Consider the following 16,476-nt stretch of genomic DNA (forward strand, 5'->3'; position numbering starts at 1 on the left):
GGTCAGCCCGCCTCCCCGCCGGACGGTCCGGGAGGCGGCGGCAGGAGGCGTACGAGGTCCAGGAGGTCGGCCTCGGCGATCTCCTGGCCCAGGAACACCGTCCGGTACACGACGTAACCGATCCAGCCGTCCACGACCGCGTCCACGGGCAGGTCTTCCGGCAGCCCGCCCCGGGCCACGCCGTTCCGCATCAGCTGCGCGGCCGGTTCGGCATGCGCCTTGAGCAGGTCGCGCAGTTCGGCCCGGCCGGGCTCCCCGCGCTCGGTCAGCGCGCCCGTCACGACACTGGGGTCGCCGAGCAGGGTCAGGGTGCGCACCAGGCCGCGCAGCCAGAGCAGCGCGTCCTCGCGTACGTCGCCCGTGTCGGGGGCCGGGCCCGGGGCGAGCCGGTCCGCGACCGCCTCGGTGATCACCGCCGCCTTGTTCGGCCACCAGCGGTAGACCGTCATCCGGGCCACCCCGGCCCGTGAGGCGATGCGCTCCATGGTCACGCCCTTGTAGCCGAACTCGGCCACCAGCTCGCGCGTGGCTGCCAGCACGGCCTCGTGGGCGTCCGGGTCGCGGTGGGGGCCGCGCCGGGGGCGGGAGCCGGCGGGGCGGTCGTCATGGTCCACGGGTCCTCCGGGAGCGGGGCTGGGCGCACAGCCGGAATATTTAGACTGTACGTACTGTCTAGTCTAGTGCTCATTCAGCATCTCAGCGTGGAGGTCCAGTCATGGAAGACCGGTTCAGCGGCAAGGTCGTCCTCATCACCGGCGGCGGCTCCGGTCTCGGGCGCTCGGCGGCCGTGCGGGTCGCGTCCGAAGGCGCCAGGCTGGCGCTCGTCGACATCAGCGGGCAGGGTCTCGCGGACACGGCGGCCGAGGTGGAGAAGACCGCTCCCGGCGCGGAGGTCCTGCGGATCACCGCCGATGTGAGCTCCGAGGACGACGTGCGGCGGTACGTCACCGCCACGGTGGAGGCCTACGGCCGCATCGACGGCTTCTTCAACAACGCCGGCATCGAGGGCAAGCAGAACCTCACCGAGGACTTCGGCTCCGACGAGTTCGACCGAGTCGTGTCGATCAACCTCCGCGGCGTGTTCCTCGGCCTCAAGTACGTGCTCCCGGTCATGAAGGACCAGGGCACCGGCTCTGTCGTGAACACGGCGTCCGTCGGCGGCATACGGGGCGTGGGAAACCAGTCCGGTTACGCGGCGGCCAAGCACGGCGTCGTCGGCCTCACCCGGAACTCCGGTGTCGAATACGGCCGGTTCGGCGTCTCCGTCAAGGCGATCGCCCCCGGTGCCATCATGACCCCCATGGTCGAGGCGTCGCTCAAGCAGATCGACGCGGACAACTGGGAGCAGGCCGGCGAGGCCTTCGTGAGCGTGAACCCGATGAAGCGCTTCGGCAGGCCGGAGGAGGTCGGCAACCTGGTCGCGTTCCTGCTCTCCGAGGAGTCCGGCTTCATCAACGCCACGGTCATCCCGATCGACGGCGGCCAGTCCGAGCAGTACTGACCCGCCCCGCCCCGTGAACGCAGAAACCCGCAGGCTCTGGTTCCTCCTCGCGGAGGAGCCGGCCGGACTTACCGGCGAGCCTGCGGGTCGGTGACTGCTTGGGATTGGCCGACAACCGGCCTGCACTGCAAAGAGCGCGACAACGGGCGTCAGCCCGCAGTCACCTCACGAGTCCGAGAAGAAATCACTTCCGGAACACCTCCTTTCTTCGCTGACAGCAGCCTACAAATGCCCGGAGGCTGTCTCAACCCATTTATTCGGTGGGTTCGCGTCTGGTGCTGTACATGTATCCGTCGGCCCGTTGCAGCAGCCGCAGGTTCGTGTAGGAGACGTTGAAGCGACCCTGCCGCGTCGTGAGGCTGTGCTGCCCCGAGGCTCGGACGGAGATGCGTCCGGTCCATTTGCCTGCCCATCTGCCCTTGGGCTGGAAGGCGTGTACGAGGTCACCGGTGGCGAACCCGTGGTGGCGCTTCCGGCGAGTGCGGGTGAGCCGGGGAAATCCGTACCGGTCGGGGGTGGTGCGCGCATAGGTGCCGCGCCCTGTCGCTGTAACGATCTGCACCTGATCGGGCACACGGACGGTGATGGCTCCGGCCTGGTGGTCGAGCTCTCCGACGCAGAGGGCATCGAGCGTGTGGGTCTTCGGCAGGCCCATCGCGGTGCGGTTCCACTTCGTACGCCCGCCCGACCATGTGTGCACAGGCAGTCCGAGAGCAGAGAGGCCCTCCGAGACGAGACGCCGGGTGGCGTTCATGACAGCGGCGTCACGAAGCGGTGCCTTGAGCTGCGCGCGGATGGTCGCGAGTCGGCCCGGCCGATGCGCCAGGAAGGCTTCGACGGGGGTGGACCCCTTGGCCTGGTTGCAGGGGATGCAGGCGAGAGTCAGATTGGAGATGCGATCGGAACCACCACGGCTGCGAGGCTGGATGTGGTCGATGTTCAGGGGAACGCCCGAGACTCCGCAGTAGGCGCAGGTGTGGCCCCATTTGGCGAGCAGGAATTCGCGGATCTCGGTGCCCGCGAGGGTTCCGGTGCGGTACTCGGTGGCTGTCAGATCGTGGCCGACGCCCATGGCATGGGTATCGAAGACGACCTCCTCGATGTGGACCTCGGTGACGGGAGCGAGTCCGGACAGGCGGCGGCTCATGCTTACCGTGGTGTCGACCCGGTGTTGTACCGACGGTGGCAGCCAGCCCTTTCGGCGTGTGCGGTTGTGTGACCTGGGCGCGCGGTAACGGCAGTTCGCCGAGCGTCTCCTGTGCCGGTACCCGGCTCGTTGCCCCATCGCCCGATGGATCTGGGTGCCCCGGTGACGTAATTCGACGGAGACGAGGCCGCGCCTCATGGAGACCCGCGTTCCGTCCGGTGCGGATTCCTGCTTGCTGTCGGTGAGCGCGATCCCGGTCCCTCGGGAACCGGGATCGATGCGCAGCTGCACGCCGGAGACGTTGGACTCAGCGCGTGTGCGGTCCTTGATGCGGATGGTGAAGGGCGTGTGCCGTACGACGACAGCACGTCCTCGGGCCAGCAACTCGCGCGCGCGGGCGGGATGACAGGGCATGAGTGGTTCGCCGCCCTTCGCGAGGACGAAGACTCTGCCTGCCTTTTTCCCGGTTGTGCGGTGACCTTTCCGCGTGGGGACGTTACCGGCCCCGGTCTCTGCCTGTTCGGCGTGACGCCGACGGAGCCCGGTGCAGAGCCCGTCGGTCTCCCCTCGCCCATGTTCCCTGCCGGTGTCCCGTGCGGTGACGGGGTGTCCGTGAGCCGTTTCGTCCCTGCTCCCAGGGGTGTCTGCTCCCACGGATTCCAGAGCGAGCTGCTGAGGAAGCACAGCTCGGTGGGTCTGCTCGCCTGCAGGAAACGTAGTCATCAAGGGCACCTGCCTTTGATCGACGATCATGATGACTGGGGCTGTTCACTCGTTCTGCCTCGCGGGGAGGCAACGGGAGCGAGTGATCTCCTTTCGACGTGTTGGCCTGAAGGTATCTGCCCGGGCCGGTGAGTCCGGAGTGGCCGGCCGAAACACCACACGGGTGCATGATCTTTGGGCGAATGTCGAACACACGGCGTGCCTGGTGATAACTGCGTTGATCCGGCAGATTTCGTGGAAGTGGCTGTGTGGTGGCTCACGTTCGAGTTCAATGGGTCTGACGTGCGGCAACGCGGAACCCGCAGCGGAATATGCCCTGCAGGAGGTACGGAGTGAGTGCTTCCAGAAGCACCGGGACCACCGACGCGCTCGGCCCCGACGAGGACCCCGGGCGGGAGCCCTCGGCGGTGGCGATTCCAGGGTCCCGGCTTCTCGCCGCGCTGCTCGACGGCATGGACGCCGCCCTCTGCGCGTTCGACGCCCACGGAACCATCACCCACTGGAACCGTGAGGCCGAGCGGATCCTCGGCTGGAGCGCCGCCGAGGCCGTGGGGCGGCGCGGCTTCGCGGGGTGGGCCGTGCGGAGCGCGGACGCGGGGGACGTGCAGGGGCGGCTGATGGCGGCCATGGAAGCGCCGGGGCGGCAGGTCAACGAATTCGCGCTGCTGCGCAAGGACGGCGGGCGCGTCCTCGTACGGACCCAGTCGTCGGGGGTGCGAGGCGAGGACGGGAAGCCCGCCGGGGTGTACTGCGCGTTCAGCGAGGTGCACGCGCAGATCGATCTTGAGCGGTCCATCGCGCTCAGCGAGGCCCTGTTCGAGGACGCGTCCTGGGGTGTCGTCGCCGTGGACGTCGACCTGCGGCCGACCGTGGTCAACGCGTACGCCGCCCGGGCGCTGGGCGGCGGGCGTACGACGCTGCTGGGGCGTCCGCTGGGCGAGCTGATCGTGCAGGGTGTCGAGGACCTGGAGGGGGCGCTGCACCATGTCCTCGCCGAGGGTGCGCCGTCCGCACCGGCCGAGCTCTGGGTGACCCTGCGGACCGCCGAGGGGGAGCGCCGGCGCTGCTGGCGCAGCGGGTTCCTGAGGCTGGCCTCGCCGCTGGCGGAAGAGCCTGTTCCGCTGGGGGTCGGCTGGCTGTTCCGGGATGTGACGGCGGCGAAACTCGCGGAGCAGGACGCGGACCGGGTGCGTTTCCGCTCCAACCAACTGCACCGGGCGGCGCGCCAGGCGGCGGAGTGCGAGGACCCCATGGAGGCGGCGACCACGTCGCTGGACTACGCCCTGGCGGGGTTCGCCGACCATGTGGTGGTCGACCTGATGGCGGATCTGGCGGTGGGGGAGAAGCTCGTACGGGCCGCGTCCACGCCTCCCGACGCGCCGGGTCCGTGTCTGCCGGTCTCCGGGGGGTCACTCCCGGTGCGGTACGGGCCGGGACACCCCGCCCTCCAGGCCGTGGAGCGTACGGGTTCCGTGCGCGCCGTGGCGCCGGCGGGTGCGGGCGGGACGTGGGCGGTGGAGCACCAGTGGCCCGGGGACTCGGTGCACGCCCTGTGCGCGGTACTGCGGAGCCGGGGGCGGACGCTGGGCGTGGTGACGTTCCTGCGCGCGGCGAACCGGGGCGCGTTCGAGCGGCCCGACGTGATGTACGCGGAGAGTGTGGCGGTCCGGGTCGCCTCGGCGGTCGACCTGGCCCGGCTGACGGCCGGACAGGAACCGGTCTGAGCCGGCGTGCCCGCCCGTGCCGCCTCCCGGCACCGCGGCGGAGCGTTCAGTGCCGGTAGAAGATGCGGTCGCCGTACTCCCGCATCACGCGCCCGTTCCACTCGTGGCCGCCGTCGACGTTGCCCGAGCGCAGCAGCGGCGGTTCGATGCCGCGGGCGACGAGCTCTTCCGCGGCGGTGGCCATCATGGCCTGCATCAGGGCGCTGGTGACGACGGTCGACGCGGGTGCGAACGGCGCCTCGACGCCCTCCGCGCTCAGTTCCGCGTCGCCGATCGCGATCTTGCTGTCGAGCACGATGTCGCAGTGGTCCCGGAGGAATCCGCCCGAGACGTGCCGGGACTTGGTGCCCGTCGTGTACGCGACCGAGGTGACCCCGACGACCGTCAGCCCGAGGGCGCGCGCGTTCTGCGCCATCTCCACGGGCAGTGCGTTGCGCCCGGACAGGGAGATGATCACGAGGAGGTCGCCGGCCCGGGCCGGGCTGGAGTCGAGCACGGCGCTCGCGAGGCCGTCCACCCGCTCCAGCGCGGAGCCGAGCGTGGCCGGCATGACGTCGACGCCGACGGTGCCGGGGACGGCGAGCAGGTTCATCAGGGCCAGTCCGCCCGCGCGGTAGACGACGTCCTGCGCGGCGAGCGAGGAGTGCCCGGCGCCGAAGGCGAAGAGCCGCCCGCCCGCGGCGACGGTGTCGGCGATCGCGGCACCCGCGGCGGCGATCGCTCCGGGCTCCTCGTCGCGCACCCGCTCCAGCAGGCCGATCGCTGCGTCGAAGAACTGACCGGCGAGCTTGCTGTCGCTCATCGAGGAGGCCTTTCCTGCGGGGAGTGGGGGTCCGTGCGGTGCCCGTGTCGCGGATCACGTTGCGGTCTGGACCAGTGGGCTGTCAATAGCGCTCCGGACCGTCCGTCAGCACGGACTCCCGACGGCGGGGCACGGTTGTCGGTGCTATGCGTCAGAATTGGTGGAGGGCCATCGCACGACGACTTCATGTCACAGCATCGAGGGGCACGTATGTCCGGACTGATCGATACTACGGAGATGTATCTCCGCACCATCCTCGAGCTCGAAGAGGAAGGCGTGGTCCCCATGCGCGCCCGGATCGCCGAACGGCTGGACCAGAGCGGTCCGACGGTCAGCCAGACGGTGGCGCGCATGGAGCGGGACGGCCTGGTCCAGGTCGCGGGAGACCGCCATCTGGAGCTGACCGAGGAGGGGCGCCGCCTGGCGACGCGGGTGATGCGCAAGCACCGGCTCGCCGAGTGCCTGCTCGTCGACGTCATCGGCCTGGAGTGGGAGCAGGTCCACGCCGAGGCATGTCGCTGGGAGCACGTGATGAGCGAGGCCGTGGAGCGCCGGGTCCTGGAGCTGCTGCGGCACCCGACGGAGTCTCCGTACGGGAATCCGATCCCGGGCCTGGAGGAGCTGGGCGAGAAGTCCGAGGCCGATCCCTTCCTGGACGAGGGCATGGTCAGCCTGGCCGAGCTCGACCCGGGCTCGGAGGGCAAGACCGTGGTCGTGCGCCGGATCGGTGAGCCGATCCAGACCGACGCCCAGCTGATGTATTCGCTGCGGCGGGCGGGCGTGCAGCCCGGTTCGGTCGTCAGCGTGACCGAGTCGGCCGGCGGGGTGCTGGTCGGATCCAGCGGTGAGGCGGCCGAGCTGGACGCCGAAGTCGCCTCGCACGTGTTCGTCGCGAAGCGCTGAGCAGGGCCTTTCCACGCACCGGTGCCCTGCCCGCAAGTGCAGGCGCCGGTGCGGATGCACGTGCAGATGTGAACCGGTAAGCCCGGTTTCTGTTTTCCGCCCGGAATCGCAGCGCCCGGGCGAAACGCGTGCCAGGCTGTGGCCAGGCCTATGACCTGAGGGTGCCGGCAGAACCTGCCGGGCGGTCGGGGAGGGAGCAGGGAATGCGCCCGTCGCACTGGCACGTGCACCGTGAGGTGACTGCCGGACTTTCCTGCGCCCGTACGCCGGGCGCCCTCACGCGTCCCGGGGTCCTCATGCCCGGTGCCACGTGTCCCAGGGTCTTCACGCCCGGCGCCACGTATCCCGGTGCCGTGCCTTCCGGTGCCACGTATCCCGGTGTCACGCCTTCCGGCGTCATGGCCCCCGGCGCGTCCGTGGCCGTGCGGGGCGTTCGAATCGCCCCGGTGGGCCTCCGCGCCGCCCCGACGGCCGGCCGGGCGATCCCAGCGGTCCGCCGTGAGTGCGGAGCCGTGCGTTCCGGAACAGGGGACGGCCCCGGCGCCCGAAGGCGCCGGGGCCTGTCCTCCCCTGCGCTGACCTGGAGCCCCGAGCTCTCGAGGTCAGTCCCCGCGGACCCCTTTCCCCGAGTGGTCCGCTTCCCGGAGAAGGTCTCCCCTGGGGAGACGTCGTCAATCCTGAACCGCTGTCACTCAAACGTGGGATGTTGCGGGCCGCAAGCGAGTTTTCGAATAAAGGTTCGATAGTCTGCATGCATGAGCCCACGGTGAACGAGGACCAGAAGGGGGTGCCAGAACCTATGGTGCGGCGCATCGATGTGACCGGATCGGACGGCGTACGCCTCGCGGCCTGGGAGTTCGCCGATCCGCCCAAAGGGCGCGCGGAGGCCGCGCACGCCCCCGGGATCTTAATGCTCCACGGGCTGATGGGCCGGGCCACGCACTGGGCCTCCACCGCCCGCTGGCTCTCCGAGCGCCACCGGCCGGTCGGCCTCGACCAGCGCGGTCACGGACGCAGCGAGAAGCCGGCCGACGGCCCGTACACCCGCGACGCCTACGTCGCGGACGCCGAGGCCGCGATCGAACAGCTCGACCTCGGCCCGGTCACCCTGATCGGGCACTCGATGGGCGCGCTCACGGCCTGGCAGCTCGCCGCGAAGCGCCCCGATCTCGTCAAGGCGCTGATCATCTGCGACATGCGGGCCTCCGCGCTCGGGGCGGCCTCGCAGCGCGAATGGGCGGACTGGTTCAACACCTGGCCGCTCCCCTTCGCGACGCTCGCCGACGTACGGAAGTGGTTCGGCGAGGACGACCCCTGGGTGGAGCGGCCCAACCCCTCCCGTGGTGAGTTCTTCGCCGAGGTGATGGCCGAGAGCGCCGACGGCTGGCGGCCCGTCTTCTCCCGGGAGCAGATGCTGACGTCCCGGGCCACCTGGGTCTACGACGCCCACTGGGAGGAGTTGGCGCAGGTGCGCTGCCCCACCCTGGTCCTGCGAGGGATCGACGGGGAGCTGGGCAGGGCCGAGGCCCAGGAGATGGTCCGCGTCCTGCCGCGCGGGCAGTACGCCGAGGTGGAGGACGCCGGCCACCTCGTCCACTACGACCGGCCGGAGGGCTGGCGCCGGGCCGTGGAGCCCTTCCTGGAGCGCCTCTCCGACGGCTTCCGGGACGATCGGGAGGCCGTCAGCCCCTGACCCGGGCGCCCCGCCCCGTCAGCCGGTCCCTCAGCCCTTGCTGACCGCGGCCAGGATCTCCGGGAGCCGGTCCGCCGTGCGCGGCGCCGCAAGCCGCACGCCCAGCCATCCGATGAGCCCGCCGTAGACCGCTCCCACCGGCAGCAGCAGCCACAGCTGGTCCTGATGGCCCGCCACGTGCAGCCAGATCGTCAGCCCGATCACCGGCCCGCTGAGCACCGCGGCCGCGACCATGCCGCCGAAGATGGAGATCCAGGCGAGCCCGGCCTGTCCCGGCACGACGTTCTTGAACGCCCCGTCCTGAGGGATCGAGTAGGGGAACAGCGCCGAAGCCAGGGCCCCCGTCGCCAGCATCGCGCCCAGCAGGGCGAACGAGAGCCCCATGACCCCCGGCAGCGCCGTCCAGTCCCCGAGCACCGCCGCGGTCACCACCGTCACCAGGACCGTGTACGGCAGGGTGATCAGGAGCAGTGCCAGCGCACGCGCCCGGAGTTCGAGATAGGCGTCCCGGGTCGAGGAGACCGACAGCGCCACCATCCAGAAGGCGGAGGTGTCCTGCCCGAACTGGTTGTACATCTGCATGCCGAGCATCCCGGCCGCGAAGCACGCGAAGTAGACCGACCCGGATCCCTGCACCGCGTTGAGCACGGGCACGATCAGGCCGATCGCCAGGGCTGTCACCCAGGACGCCTTGGTCTTCGGGTCGCGTACGACATACCTCAGGCTGCGCTCCATCACCGTGCCCGTGCGCCCCTCGGGCAGCAGCGAGAAGGGCCCGGAGCGCTCGGTGCCCGACCGGCGGGCCGACGGCTCGGCGGCGGCGAGCGTGGAGCCGTCCGGTGACGTCATCAGCTTCACCAGGCTCCGCTGCCACAGCCACATCAGGCCGCCCAGCGCGAGCACCGAGACCAGCAGCTGGCCGAGCGCGGCCCCGTACGAACCCTCCGAGGCGGACCCCACGGCGCCGAGGGCCGAGGCCGGCGGCAGCCAGCGCACCACGTCCGCGACCGGTTCCAGCGAGGACAGCCCGCCCGCCCGGCCGAGGCGCTGCGCGCCGAAGTTGACGAACTGGATGCCCACCGCGATCACCAGCCCGCTGAGCACCGCGAGGTCGCGGCCCTTGCGCGAGGTCAGCAGCCGGATGTTGGCCGTGGCGACGGAGCGCGCCAGCGCCACACAGACCAGCAGCGTCAGAGGCACGGCGACCACCCCGAACACCACCGCGGCGGCGCCGTGCGCCACCGCGATCACCGAGCCGAAGGCCAGGGCGAGCGTGAAGAGCGGTCCGATGCCGATCAGCGAGGCCACCAGCAGCGCCCCGATCAGGGGGCGGGGCCGCAGCGGCAGCATCACCAACCGGCTCGGGTCCAGGGTCTCGTCGCCGCTCGGGAAGAACAGCGGCATCACCGCCCAGCCCACCGCCACCACCGCGGTCAGCAGCACCACCAGGGTGCCCGCCTGGGCGTGGCCGCGGAGCGCGACCAGGCCGATCACCTGGGCCGCCGCGAACAGCAGTGTGACGACGAGCGACGCGACATAGGCGGCCCGGCGCCCGGACGACTGGCGCAGTCCGTTGCGCAGCAGCGTCAGCTTGAGCCGTACGAAGACGGGGACGATGCCCCGCCCGGGGACGGCAGTGACGGCGGAACCGGCGGGGGCGTCCAGCACCGTCATCGGGCACCGCCCAGCCAGTCCAGGGAGTCCCCGGTGTCCCGGGCGCCCGCGCCGACCAGTTCCAGGAAGGCGTCCTGGAGGGAGGGCGCCTCGCCGCGTACCTCGGTCAGCGTGCCCTGGGCGCGGATCCGCCCCGCCGCCATGACGGCCACCCAGTCGCAGAGGGACTCGACGAGCTCCATCACATGGCTGGAGAAGACCACGGTGGCGCCGGAGCGGGTGTAGCGCTCCAGCACCCCGCGGATGGTCTGCGCGGACACCGGGTCGACACCCTCGAAGGGCTCGTCGAGGAACAGCACTTCGGGGTTGTGCAGCAGGGCGGACGCCAGCCCGATCTTCTTCCGCATCCCGGTCGAGTAGTCCACGACCAGCTTGTGCTGCGCCCCCGCGAGATCCAGTACGTCGAGCAGCTGGGTCGCCCGCTTGTCGACCTCGGCGCCCGGAAGCCCGCGCAGACGCCCGGTGTAGCCGAGGAGTTCACGCCCGGAGAGCCGCTCGAAGAGCCGCAGACCCTCCGGCAGCACGCCGATCCGGGCCTTCACCTCGACCGGGTCGCGCCACACGTCGTGGCCGCCGACCTCGATCCGGCCCATGTCGGGCCTGAGCAGTCCGGTCACCATCGAGAGGGTGGTCGTCTTCCCCGCGCCGTTCGGGCCCACCAGGCCGATGAACTTGCCGGCCGGCAGCTCGAGATCGATCCCGCCGACCGCGATTTGATCCCCGAACCGCTTCCAGAGCCCCTCGACCCGCACGGCGGGCCGTGGCGTCGCAGCCAGACCCGCCGTATCCGTCCTGCCCGCGCTGTCCGACTGGTCCGGCATGGCACTGCCTTTCGATATCCCCACGTGTGGGGACCACCCTACGAAAGACGTGTCCGGGCGTCGGCCGCCTCCCGCGCGCAGGCGTACGCGAGCGGGCTGATCAGCTCCTCCGCGTCGGGCAGCCAGAGATCGGCGCGGGAGGGCCGGCGGGCCCACTGCACGGCACCGCGCCCGGCCACCCGGGTCGGCGGCGCGGCCACGTAATGGCCCTCGCCGGCTCCCGTCAGCCCGATCGCCTCGGCGTCCCAGCCCAGTTGGCGTACGAGCCCGGGTGCCTTGGCGGCCGCGTCCGGCAGGACGAAGAACAGCATCCGGCGGTCCGGGGTCCGGGTCACCGGGCCGAGCGTGAGGCCCATGCGCTCCATCCTGGCGAGGGCCAGGAAGCCGGCGGACTCCGGTACGTCCAGGGCGTCGAAGGTCCGGCCCGCGGGCAGGAGGACCGACGACCCGGGCTGCCTGGCCCACATCCGGCGGGCCGCGGCCGCGCTGCCGGTCGCCTGGCCCGCCCAGTCCGGCCGGGTGGGATGGGCTCCGGGAGCGGCGCAGCCGACGTCACCGCACGAGCAGCGCTCCGTCCCCCCTGCGGCCTCGAGCCAGGTGCCCGGGAACACGTCCCAGTGCCGCTCCTGCGCGTACCAGGCCGCGGCCTCGAGCAGCTGTTCACTTCGCTGTCGGGGGATCCGGGCGGCTTCCGTCACTCCGATGGGCTCTTCCACGCCCCGCTCAACTCCCGCCGTCACCAGGGGTTACGGGCGCGCGTGCGCCCTTGGAGAGGGATCGATCCTGCACACGGGGCGCACGGATGCACGGTCGGGGGCGCGTGGGAGAAAAGGCACCGATGTGCGGGTAATCAGGTGCAGGACTGCGCCAACTCGCCACGACTCGTGCCGGATACAGATGAATATGCGCATTTCTTGTGCCGTGCCGGGCATTGATTCCTGCACCGAATCACTGCGGTCCCAGGGGGAAAATATGGCAGCCAGGCCTCTCGTCGCCCGTCAGCCGAACGAACGGCTCCAGACGCTCATCCAGGAAGCGGCGTGTTCCAACGCCGGCCTCGCCCGCCGGGTGAACATGGTCGGCGCGGAGCGGGGGCTCGATCTCCGCTACGACAAGACGTCCGTGGCCCGCTGGCTGCGCGGACAGCAACCGCGCGGCAGGGCGCCGGGGATCATCGCCGAGGCGATCGGCCGCAAGCTCGGCCGCACGGTCACGATCGACGAGATCGGCATGGCCGACGGCAAGAGTCTGGCGTCCGGCGTCGGCCTGCAGTTCGCGCCCACCGTGCTCGGCGCCGTCGAACAGGTCTGCGAGCTCTGGCGCAGCGACGTGGGCCGCCGGGACCTGCTGTCCGGATCGGCGGTGGCCGCCTCCGCCCTGGTCGAGCCCAGCCGCGACTGGCTGATCACGGGCGCCGACCCGCAGGTGGCGCGGGCCTCCGGGGACCGGGTCGGCATGCCGGACGTGGAGGCGGTGCGTGCGATGACGGCCGCGCTCGTCGACCTCGACCACCGCTTCGGCAGCGGACATGTGCGTCCCGTCCTGGTGCACTACCTCAACAGCGTGGTGTCCGGGCTCCTTTCGGGGTCGTACCGCGAATCGGTCGGCCGGGAGCTGTTCGGCGCGGTCGCCAGACTCACGGAGCTCGCCGGGTACATGGCCGTGGACACCGGCCAGCCGGGACTGGCCCAGCGGTACTACATCCAGGCGCTGCGTCTGGCCCAGGCCGCGGACGACCGGGCGTACGGGGGCTATGTGCTGGCCGCGTCGATGAGCCATCTCGCCGCCCAGCTCGGCAATCCGCGCGAGATCGCCCAGCTGGCGCGGGCCGCGCAGGAGGGCGCGCGGGGACGCGTGACCCCGCGGGCGGAGGCGATGTTCCATGCGGCGGAGGCCCGGGGCCACGCGCTGATGGGCGATGCCCGCACCTGCCAGGCCGCGGCGGGCCGGGCGCTGGCCGCCCTGGAGCAGGCCGACCCGGAGAAGGGCGACGACCCGGCCTGGATCACGCACTTCGACGCGGGCTACCTCGCCGACGAACTGGCGCACTGCCACCGGGACCTGGGGCAGGCCGAGCCGGCCGCGCGGCGGGCGAAGGAGGCCCTGGCGGCCCTCCCGGAGTCCCGGACCCGGCGCCGGGGCATCGGCCTGGTGCTGCTGGCCTCGGCGCAGGTGCAGCAGCGTGACGTGGAGCAGGCGTGTCACACGGGGCTGCGGGCGATGGAGCTGCTGGGGACGGTGCGCTCCAGCCGGGGTGCCGAATATCTCGATGACCTCCAGCAGCGGTTCGAGCCGTACGCGGACGAGCCGGCGGTACGCGAGTTCGGCGCCAGGCTGGAGCTCCAGGCCGCCTGACCGGCGTCTTCGGCGAGTTGACCATGAACAGCGCCGTGGGGGCCCCAGGTGTTACCCCTTGTGTGAAGGGGTCGTGAGGCTCTTGGGCGCTTGGCGCCGGGCTCCGGGCACCCGGTAGCGTGAGCCGACGATTCCATAGGTTCACACGTAGGAGTCCCGGTGACGCAGAGCGGACAGGGTGACGAGCCGCAGCTTCCCGCTGTACGGCACGCCCACGAAGGTGTCGTGCTGCCCGCGGAGGGCGGTGCCTCCTGGAACGCGGGGCCGGCGGGCGGGCAGCCGGACCAGGCCGTCCCCGCGGGCGGGCAGCCGTGGGGCCAGCCCTGGGGGCCGCAGGCCGCGCACCAGGACGGCCCGCCACCGGGGCAGCTGCCGCCGGAGCGGCACCAGCAGCAGGGTGGGTACCAGCAGCCGCAGCACGGGCAGTACCAGCAGCCTCAGCAGTACGCGCCCCAGCAGGGCCAGTACCAGCAGGACTCCTACCAGCAGCACCAGCAGCACCAGCAGCAGCCGTACGCCCAGCCCCTGCCGCCCGAGGCCGCCGCGCCCGGGCAGGGCATGGGGCAGGGCGGGGACGCGGACGCCACGCAGTACATCGCGCCCGTGCCCGGCGGCCCCCTCCCCGGAGGGCTGCCGCCCGAGCGCCCGGCGGATTCCACCCGTTACCTCGGCCGGTCCGCCGCCCCCGCCCAGCCGTCCGACGCCGACGCGACCCAGTACATACCCCCGGTTCCCGGCGGCGCCCCGTACGGGATCCGGCCGGGGACCCCGGGCGACCGGCAGCCGCCCGCGGAGTTCGACAGCCTCTTCCGCAGCGACGAGCCCGCGGGCGCCACCCAGCACATGCCCCGCTTCGACGGGCCGCCCCAGCAGCAGCGCCCCCAGCAGCCGTACCAGCCCCACGCCGGCGCGCAGCAGCCGCCGCAGGGCGCCCAGCCCTACCAGGCGGGCCCGCAGGGCTTCCACGGCGGGCACGGGGGGAACGGCCCGGAGGAGCCGGGCCAGGGCGGTGACGCGCCGCGCAGACGGTCCGCGCACATCCCGCTGATCGCCGCCGTCGTCGTCGGCTGTGCCGTCATCGGACTCGGCGCGGGCGCGCTGATGAGCGGGGGCGACGAGAGCCCCTCGGACGACAAGCAGCCGGTGGCCTCGCAGAGTTCGCCCGCGTCCGAGGCGTCCGAGAAGGCGGCGGACGACCCCGCGCAGCCCCAGGCCGTGGAGCTCGACAAGCTGCTCGCGGACAGCAACAACAGCCGCTCGGCGGTGATCGGCGCGGTGGAGAAGATCAAGGCCTGCAAGGCCCTCGACCAGGCGGTCACCGATCTGAAGGGCGCCGCCGCGCAGCGCCGGGACCTCGTGACCCGGCTCGAGGCGCTGAGCGTCGACCAGCTCCCCTCCCACGACCAGCTGAAGACCTCCCTGACCAAGGCCTGGCAGGCGTCGGCGGAGGCCGACGACCACTACGCCACGTGGGCGAGCCAGGCCAAGAACAACAAGAAGGTCTGCAAGGGCGGCAAGGCCGGATCGACCGACGCGACCGCCAGGGCCGCCGCGTCGAGCAGCGACGCCACCATCCAGAAGCGCACGGCCTCGGGGCTGTGGAACAAGATCGCGCGGAAGTACGGGCTGACCGAGCGCGCCCCCACGCAGCTCTGACACGGCGGCCTCCGCCCCGGTGCTCACCGCGGTCGGAGGCCGGGGCGGAGGCCCAGGAACGAGGTGAGCTGCGTCAGCCGCCGGACCGGGTGTTCACGAGGGTCTCCGTCACATCCACGAAGCCCTTCGTCGCGGCGGTGAGACGCCCGTCGCGGACCACCTGGAACGTCACCCGTCCGTTGACGATGCGCCCGTAGGCCGCCGTACCGACCATGTCCTGGAAGCGCCAGCGCAGGACCGGGGTGAGGCCGCCGGTGTCCACCTCGGTTCCGCGGTTGAGGCTGACGGAGATCCCGCCCGCCGTGATGTCCGGCCGGTCCATCGCCTCGACGACCGCCTTGAGCGCGGTGTACGCGATCCAGGTCGTCTGCACGCCCGTGTCCTCGGGATCGATCCGGTTGTCCCCGAAGGCGTACTCCGTGATCACGTCGCGCATCTCGTTCCAGCGGGCGTCCCCGGACGCCGGGTACCAGCCGGTGACGAGGGCCCCCTCGAAGGGGCTGTGCGCGCCGCCCGACCGGTTGATGAGGCCCTGGCCGACGCTGCCGAGCACGGACGAGATCCGCACGTCGCTGTCCTCGGGTTCGAGCCTGCGGAAGGAGTCGAAGAACGTCTCCGTGCCCTTGCCGAGCACCGCGGTCACACAGCCGTCGCCGGCCTGGGCGAGGGCCTTGGCCGCCTCGGAGTCGTACGACGTGGCCTCCTCGGCCGTGCTGATGTCGTAGGAGGCGGGGCGGTCGCTCCGGCTGAGGCTCGTGTCGAGGAGCCCGGGCATGGTGTCGCCGACCAGGGTGTCGGGCCGCACGAGCGACACCCGCTCGCAACTGGCCGCCAGCTGCTCGCCGTTGCCCGCGACGAGTGCCGGCTGGCCACCGTTGACCGGGTAGGAGAGATAGCTGGTGAACTCGTCGGCGGAGGCACCGTACCCGCCGATGTACGGGATCCCGGCCGCCTCCAGCGGCGCCAGGAACGCCCGCCCGTACCTGCTGTACGAGCCGACGACCGCCGCCACGTCCTCGTCGGCCGCCCGCCGGGCGCACTTCGACGCGCCGGTCGCGGTGTCCTGCTCGTTGCAGGTGAGGACCCGCAGCTCGTGGCCGTCGATGCCGCCCTTCTCGTTGATCCAGCGGGCGTAGGTCCTGGCCATGGCCGGCATGCCCGCCATGTTCACGGTGTCGGCTCCGGTGGTGTCGGGGGCCCACGTCATCACGGTGACGGGCTCCCTGGAGCCCCCCGAGACTCCAGGGAGTACACCGCAGCCGGATATCAGCAGTGCCCCTGCCGCCACCGATGTGAGGAGCCTGTAGGGGCGGAGGGAGGTGAGGCGTCGCCATCCGGTCATGGGCATGAATTTTTGCGGTTCACGGGTAACGCCACAGCGTGCTCCGGTCAACGCAGGGTGACCTGGAGGTGAATTACGGGGGGCCGCACACGGCCCCGGCGAGGGAACGTACGATCGGCAACCGTGCAGCAAGGT

At 71.6% G+C, this 16,476-nt stretch carries 13 protein-coding genes; 6 read left to right on the plus strand and 7 right to left on the minus strand.

Annotated features, from left to right (window positions below; genetic code table 11):
* Positions 1–2 precede the first annotated feature (2 nt).
* Positions 3–614 carry a TetR/AcrR family transcriptional regulator gene (locus ACIBCU_RS07235; RefSeq protein ID WP_399229901.1) on the minus strand — a complete coding sequence of 204 codons (612 nt, stop codon included), beginning with the start codon at positions 612–614 and terminating at the stop codon, positions 3–5.
* A 101-nt stretch (positions 615–715) separates the two neighbouring features.
* On the opposite strand from ACIBCU_RS07235, the gene ACIBCU_RS07240 reads away from it, so the two are divergent.
* On the plus strand, positions 716–1,501 hold the full coding sequence (locus tag ACIBCU_RS07240) for an SDR family oxidoreductase (protein ID WP_362939557.1): 786 nt from the start codon (positions 716–718) through the stop codon (positions 1,499–1,501).
* A 253-nt stretch (positions 1,502–1,754) separates the two neighbouring features.
* Here ACIBCU_RS07240 and iscB read toward each other — a convergent pair whose 3' ends face one another.
* Entirely contained in the window at positions 1,755–3,401 is a 1,647-nt protein-coding gene (gene iscB, locus ACIBCU_RS07245; RefSeq protein ID WP_399229903.1) for an RNA-guided endonuclease IscB, read from the minus strand.
* Positions 3,402–3,703: 302 nt separating this feature from the next.
* Here iscB and ACIBCU_RS07250 point away from each other — a divergent pair, with 302 nt between their 5' ends.
* Positions 3,704–5,095 (plus strand): PAS domain-containing protein, encoded by a 1,392-nt coding sequence (locus ACIBCU_RS07250; RefSeq protein ID WP_362939551.1) that lies wholly within the window; start codon positions 3,704–3,706, stop codon positions 5,093–5,095.
* Positions 5,096–5,141: 46 nt separating this feature from the next.
* Here ACIBCU_RS07250 and ACIBCU_RS07255 read toward each other — a convergent pair whose 3' ends face one another.
* Positions 5,142–5,897 carry an SIS domain-containing protein gene (locus tag ACIBCU_RS07255; protein WP_399229905.1) on the minus strand — a complete coding sequence of 252 codons (756 nt, stop codon included), beginning with the start codon at positions 5,895–5,897 and terminating at the stop codon, positions 5,142–5,144.
* 210 nt (positions 5,898–6,107) lie between these two features.
* Here ACIBCU_RS07255 and ACIBCU_RS07260 point away from each other — a divergent pair, with 210 nt between their 5' ends.
* Together ACIBCU_RS07260 and ACIBCU_RS07265 are read left to right on the plus strand one after the other, a co-directional pair.
* Positions 6,108–6,800: a metal-dependent transcriptional regulator gene (locus tag ACIBCU_RS07260; protein ID WP_362939545.1), complete on the plus strand. Its 693-nt coding sequence runs from the start codon at positions 6,108–6,110 to the stop codon at positions 6,798–6,800.
* Positions 6,801–7,599: 799 nt separating this feature from the next.
* Positions 7,600–8,493, plus strand: coding sequence for an alpha/beta hydrolase (locus tag ACIBCU_RS07265; protein WP_362939630.1), 894 nt, complete (start codon positions 7,600–7,602; stop codon positions 8,491–8,493).
* Positions 8,494–8,523: 30 nt separating this feature from the next.
* Here ACIBCU_RS07265 and ACIBCU_RS07270 read toward each other — a convergent pair whose 3' ends face one another.
* From ACIBCU_RS07270 to ACIBCU_RS07280, 3 genes are read right to left on the minus strand one after another with little or no spacing between them, the layout of a single operon-like run.
* Positions 8,524–10,167, minus strand: coding sequence for a transporter (locus ACIBCU_RS07270; protein WP_399229907.1), 1,644 nt, complete (start codon positions 10,165–10,167; stop codon positions 8,524–8,526).
* Complete coding sequence (locus tag ACIBCU_RS07275) at positions 10,164–10,988, minus strand: ABC transporter ATP-binding protein (RefSeq protein WP_399229909.1); 825 nt, start codon at positions 10,986–10,988, stop codon at positions 10,164–10,166. The genes ACIBCU_RS07270 and ACIBCU_RS07275 overlap by 4 nt, the downstream gene beginning before the upstream one ends.
* Before the next feature lie 38 nt (positions 10,989–11,026).
* A complete protein-coding gene (locus ACIBCU_RS07280) occupies positions 11,027–11,704 on the minus strand; it encodes a bifunctional DNA primase/polymerase (RefSeq protein WP_362939537.1) in 678 nt (225 codons plus the stop codon).
* Positions 11,705–11,960: 256 nt separating this feature from the next.
* On the opposite strand from ACIBCU_RS07280, the gene ACIBCU_RS07285 reads away from it, so the two are divergent.
* Together ACIBCU_RS07285 and ACIBCU_RS07290 are read left to right on the plus strand one after the other, a co-directional pair.
* Positions 11,961–13,343: a transcriptional regulator gene (locus ACIBCU_RS07285; protein WP_362939535.1), complete on the plus strand. Its 1,383-nt coding sequence runs from the start codon at positions 11,961–11,963 to the stop codon at positions 13,341–13,343.
* A gap of 159 nt (positions 13,344–13,502) precedes the next feature.
* The gene (locus tag ACIBCU_RS07290; protein ID WP_399229912.1) at positions 13,503–14,999 is read left to right on the plus strand and encodes a hypothetical protein; all 1,497 of its coding nucleotides are present in this window, start codon (positions 13,503–13,505) and stop codon (positions 14,997–14,999) included.
* Between the two features lie 73 nt (positions 15,000–15,072).
* Here the strand turns inward: ACIBCU_RS07290 and ACIBCU_RS07295 are convergent, their stop codons facing one another.
* Positions 15,073–16,341 carry an ABC transporter substrate-binding protein gene (locus tag ACIBCU_RS07295; RefSeq protein WP_399229914.1) on the minus strand — a complete coding sequence of 423 codons (1,269 nt, stop codon included), beginning with the start codon at positions 16,339–16,341 and terminating at the stop codon, positions 15,073–15,075.
* Positions 16,342–16,476: the final 135 nt, after the last annotated feature.

Origin of the sequence: Streptomyces sp. NPDC051064 (assembly GCF_044455985.1) — a bacterium.
Lineage (GTDB): Bacteria > Actinomycetota > Actinomycetes > Streptomycetales > Streptomycetaceae > Streptomyces.

Bases quoted from the DNA above. Each gene is read 5' to 3' on its own strand.
- ACIBCU_RS07240 (WP_362939557.1), top strand. From the start codon at position 716: ATGGAAGACCGGTTCAGCGGCAAGGTCGTCCTCATCACCGGCGGCGGC.
- iscB (WP_399229903.1), bottom strand. From the start codon at position 3,401: ATGATCGTCGATCAAAGGCAGGTGCCCTTGATGACTACGTTTCCTGCA.
- ACIBCU_RS07255 (WP_399229905.1), bottom strand. From the start codon at position 5,897: ATGAGCGACAGCAAGCTCGCCGGTCAGTTCTTCGACGCAGCGATCGGC.
- ACIBCU_RS07260 (WP_362939545.1), top strand. From the start codon at position 6,108: ATGTCCGGACTGATCGATACTACGGAGATGTATCTCCGCACCATCCTC.
- ACIBCU_RS07265 (WP_362939630.1), top strand. From the start codon at position 7,600: ATGGTGCGGCGCATCGATGTGACCGGATCGGACGGCGTACGCCTCGCG.
- ACIBCU_RS07270 (WP_399229907.1), bottom strand. From the start codon at position 10,167: ATGACGGTGCTGGACGCCCCCGCCGGTTCCGCCGTCACTGCCGTCCCC.
- ACIBCU_RS07275 (WP_399229909.1), bottom strand. From the start codon at position 10,988: ATGCCGGACCAGTCGGACAGCGCGGGCAGGACGGATACGGCGGGTCTG.
- ACIBCU_RS07285 (WP_362939535.1), top strand. From the start codon at position 11,961: ATGGCAGCCAGGCCTCTCGTCGCCCGTCAGCCGAACGAACGGCTCCAG.
- ACIBCU_RS07295 (WP_399229914.1), bottom strand. From the start codon at position 16,341: ATGACCGGATGGCGACGCCTCACCTCCCTCCGCCCCTACAGGCTCCTC.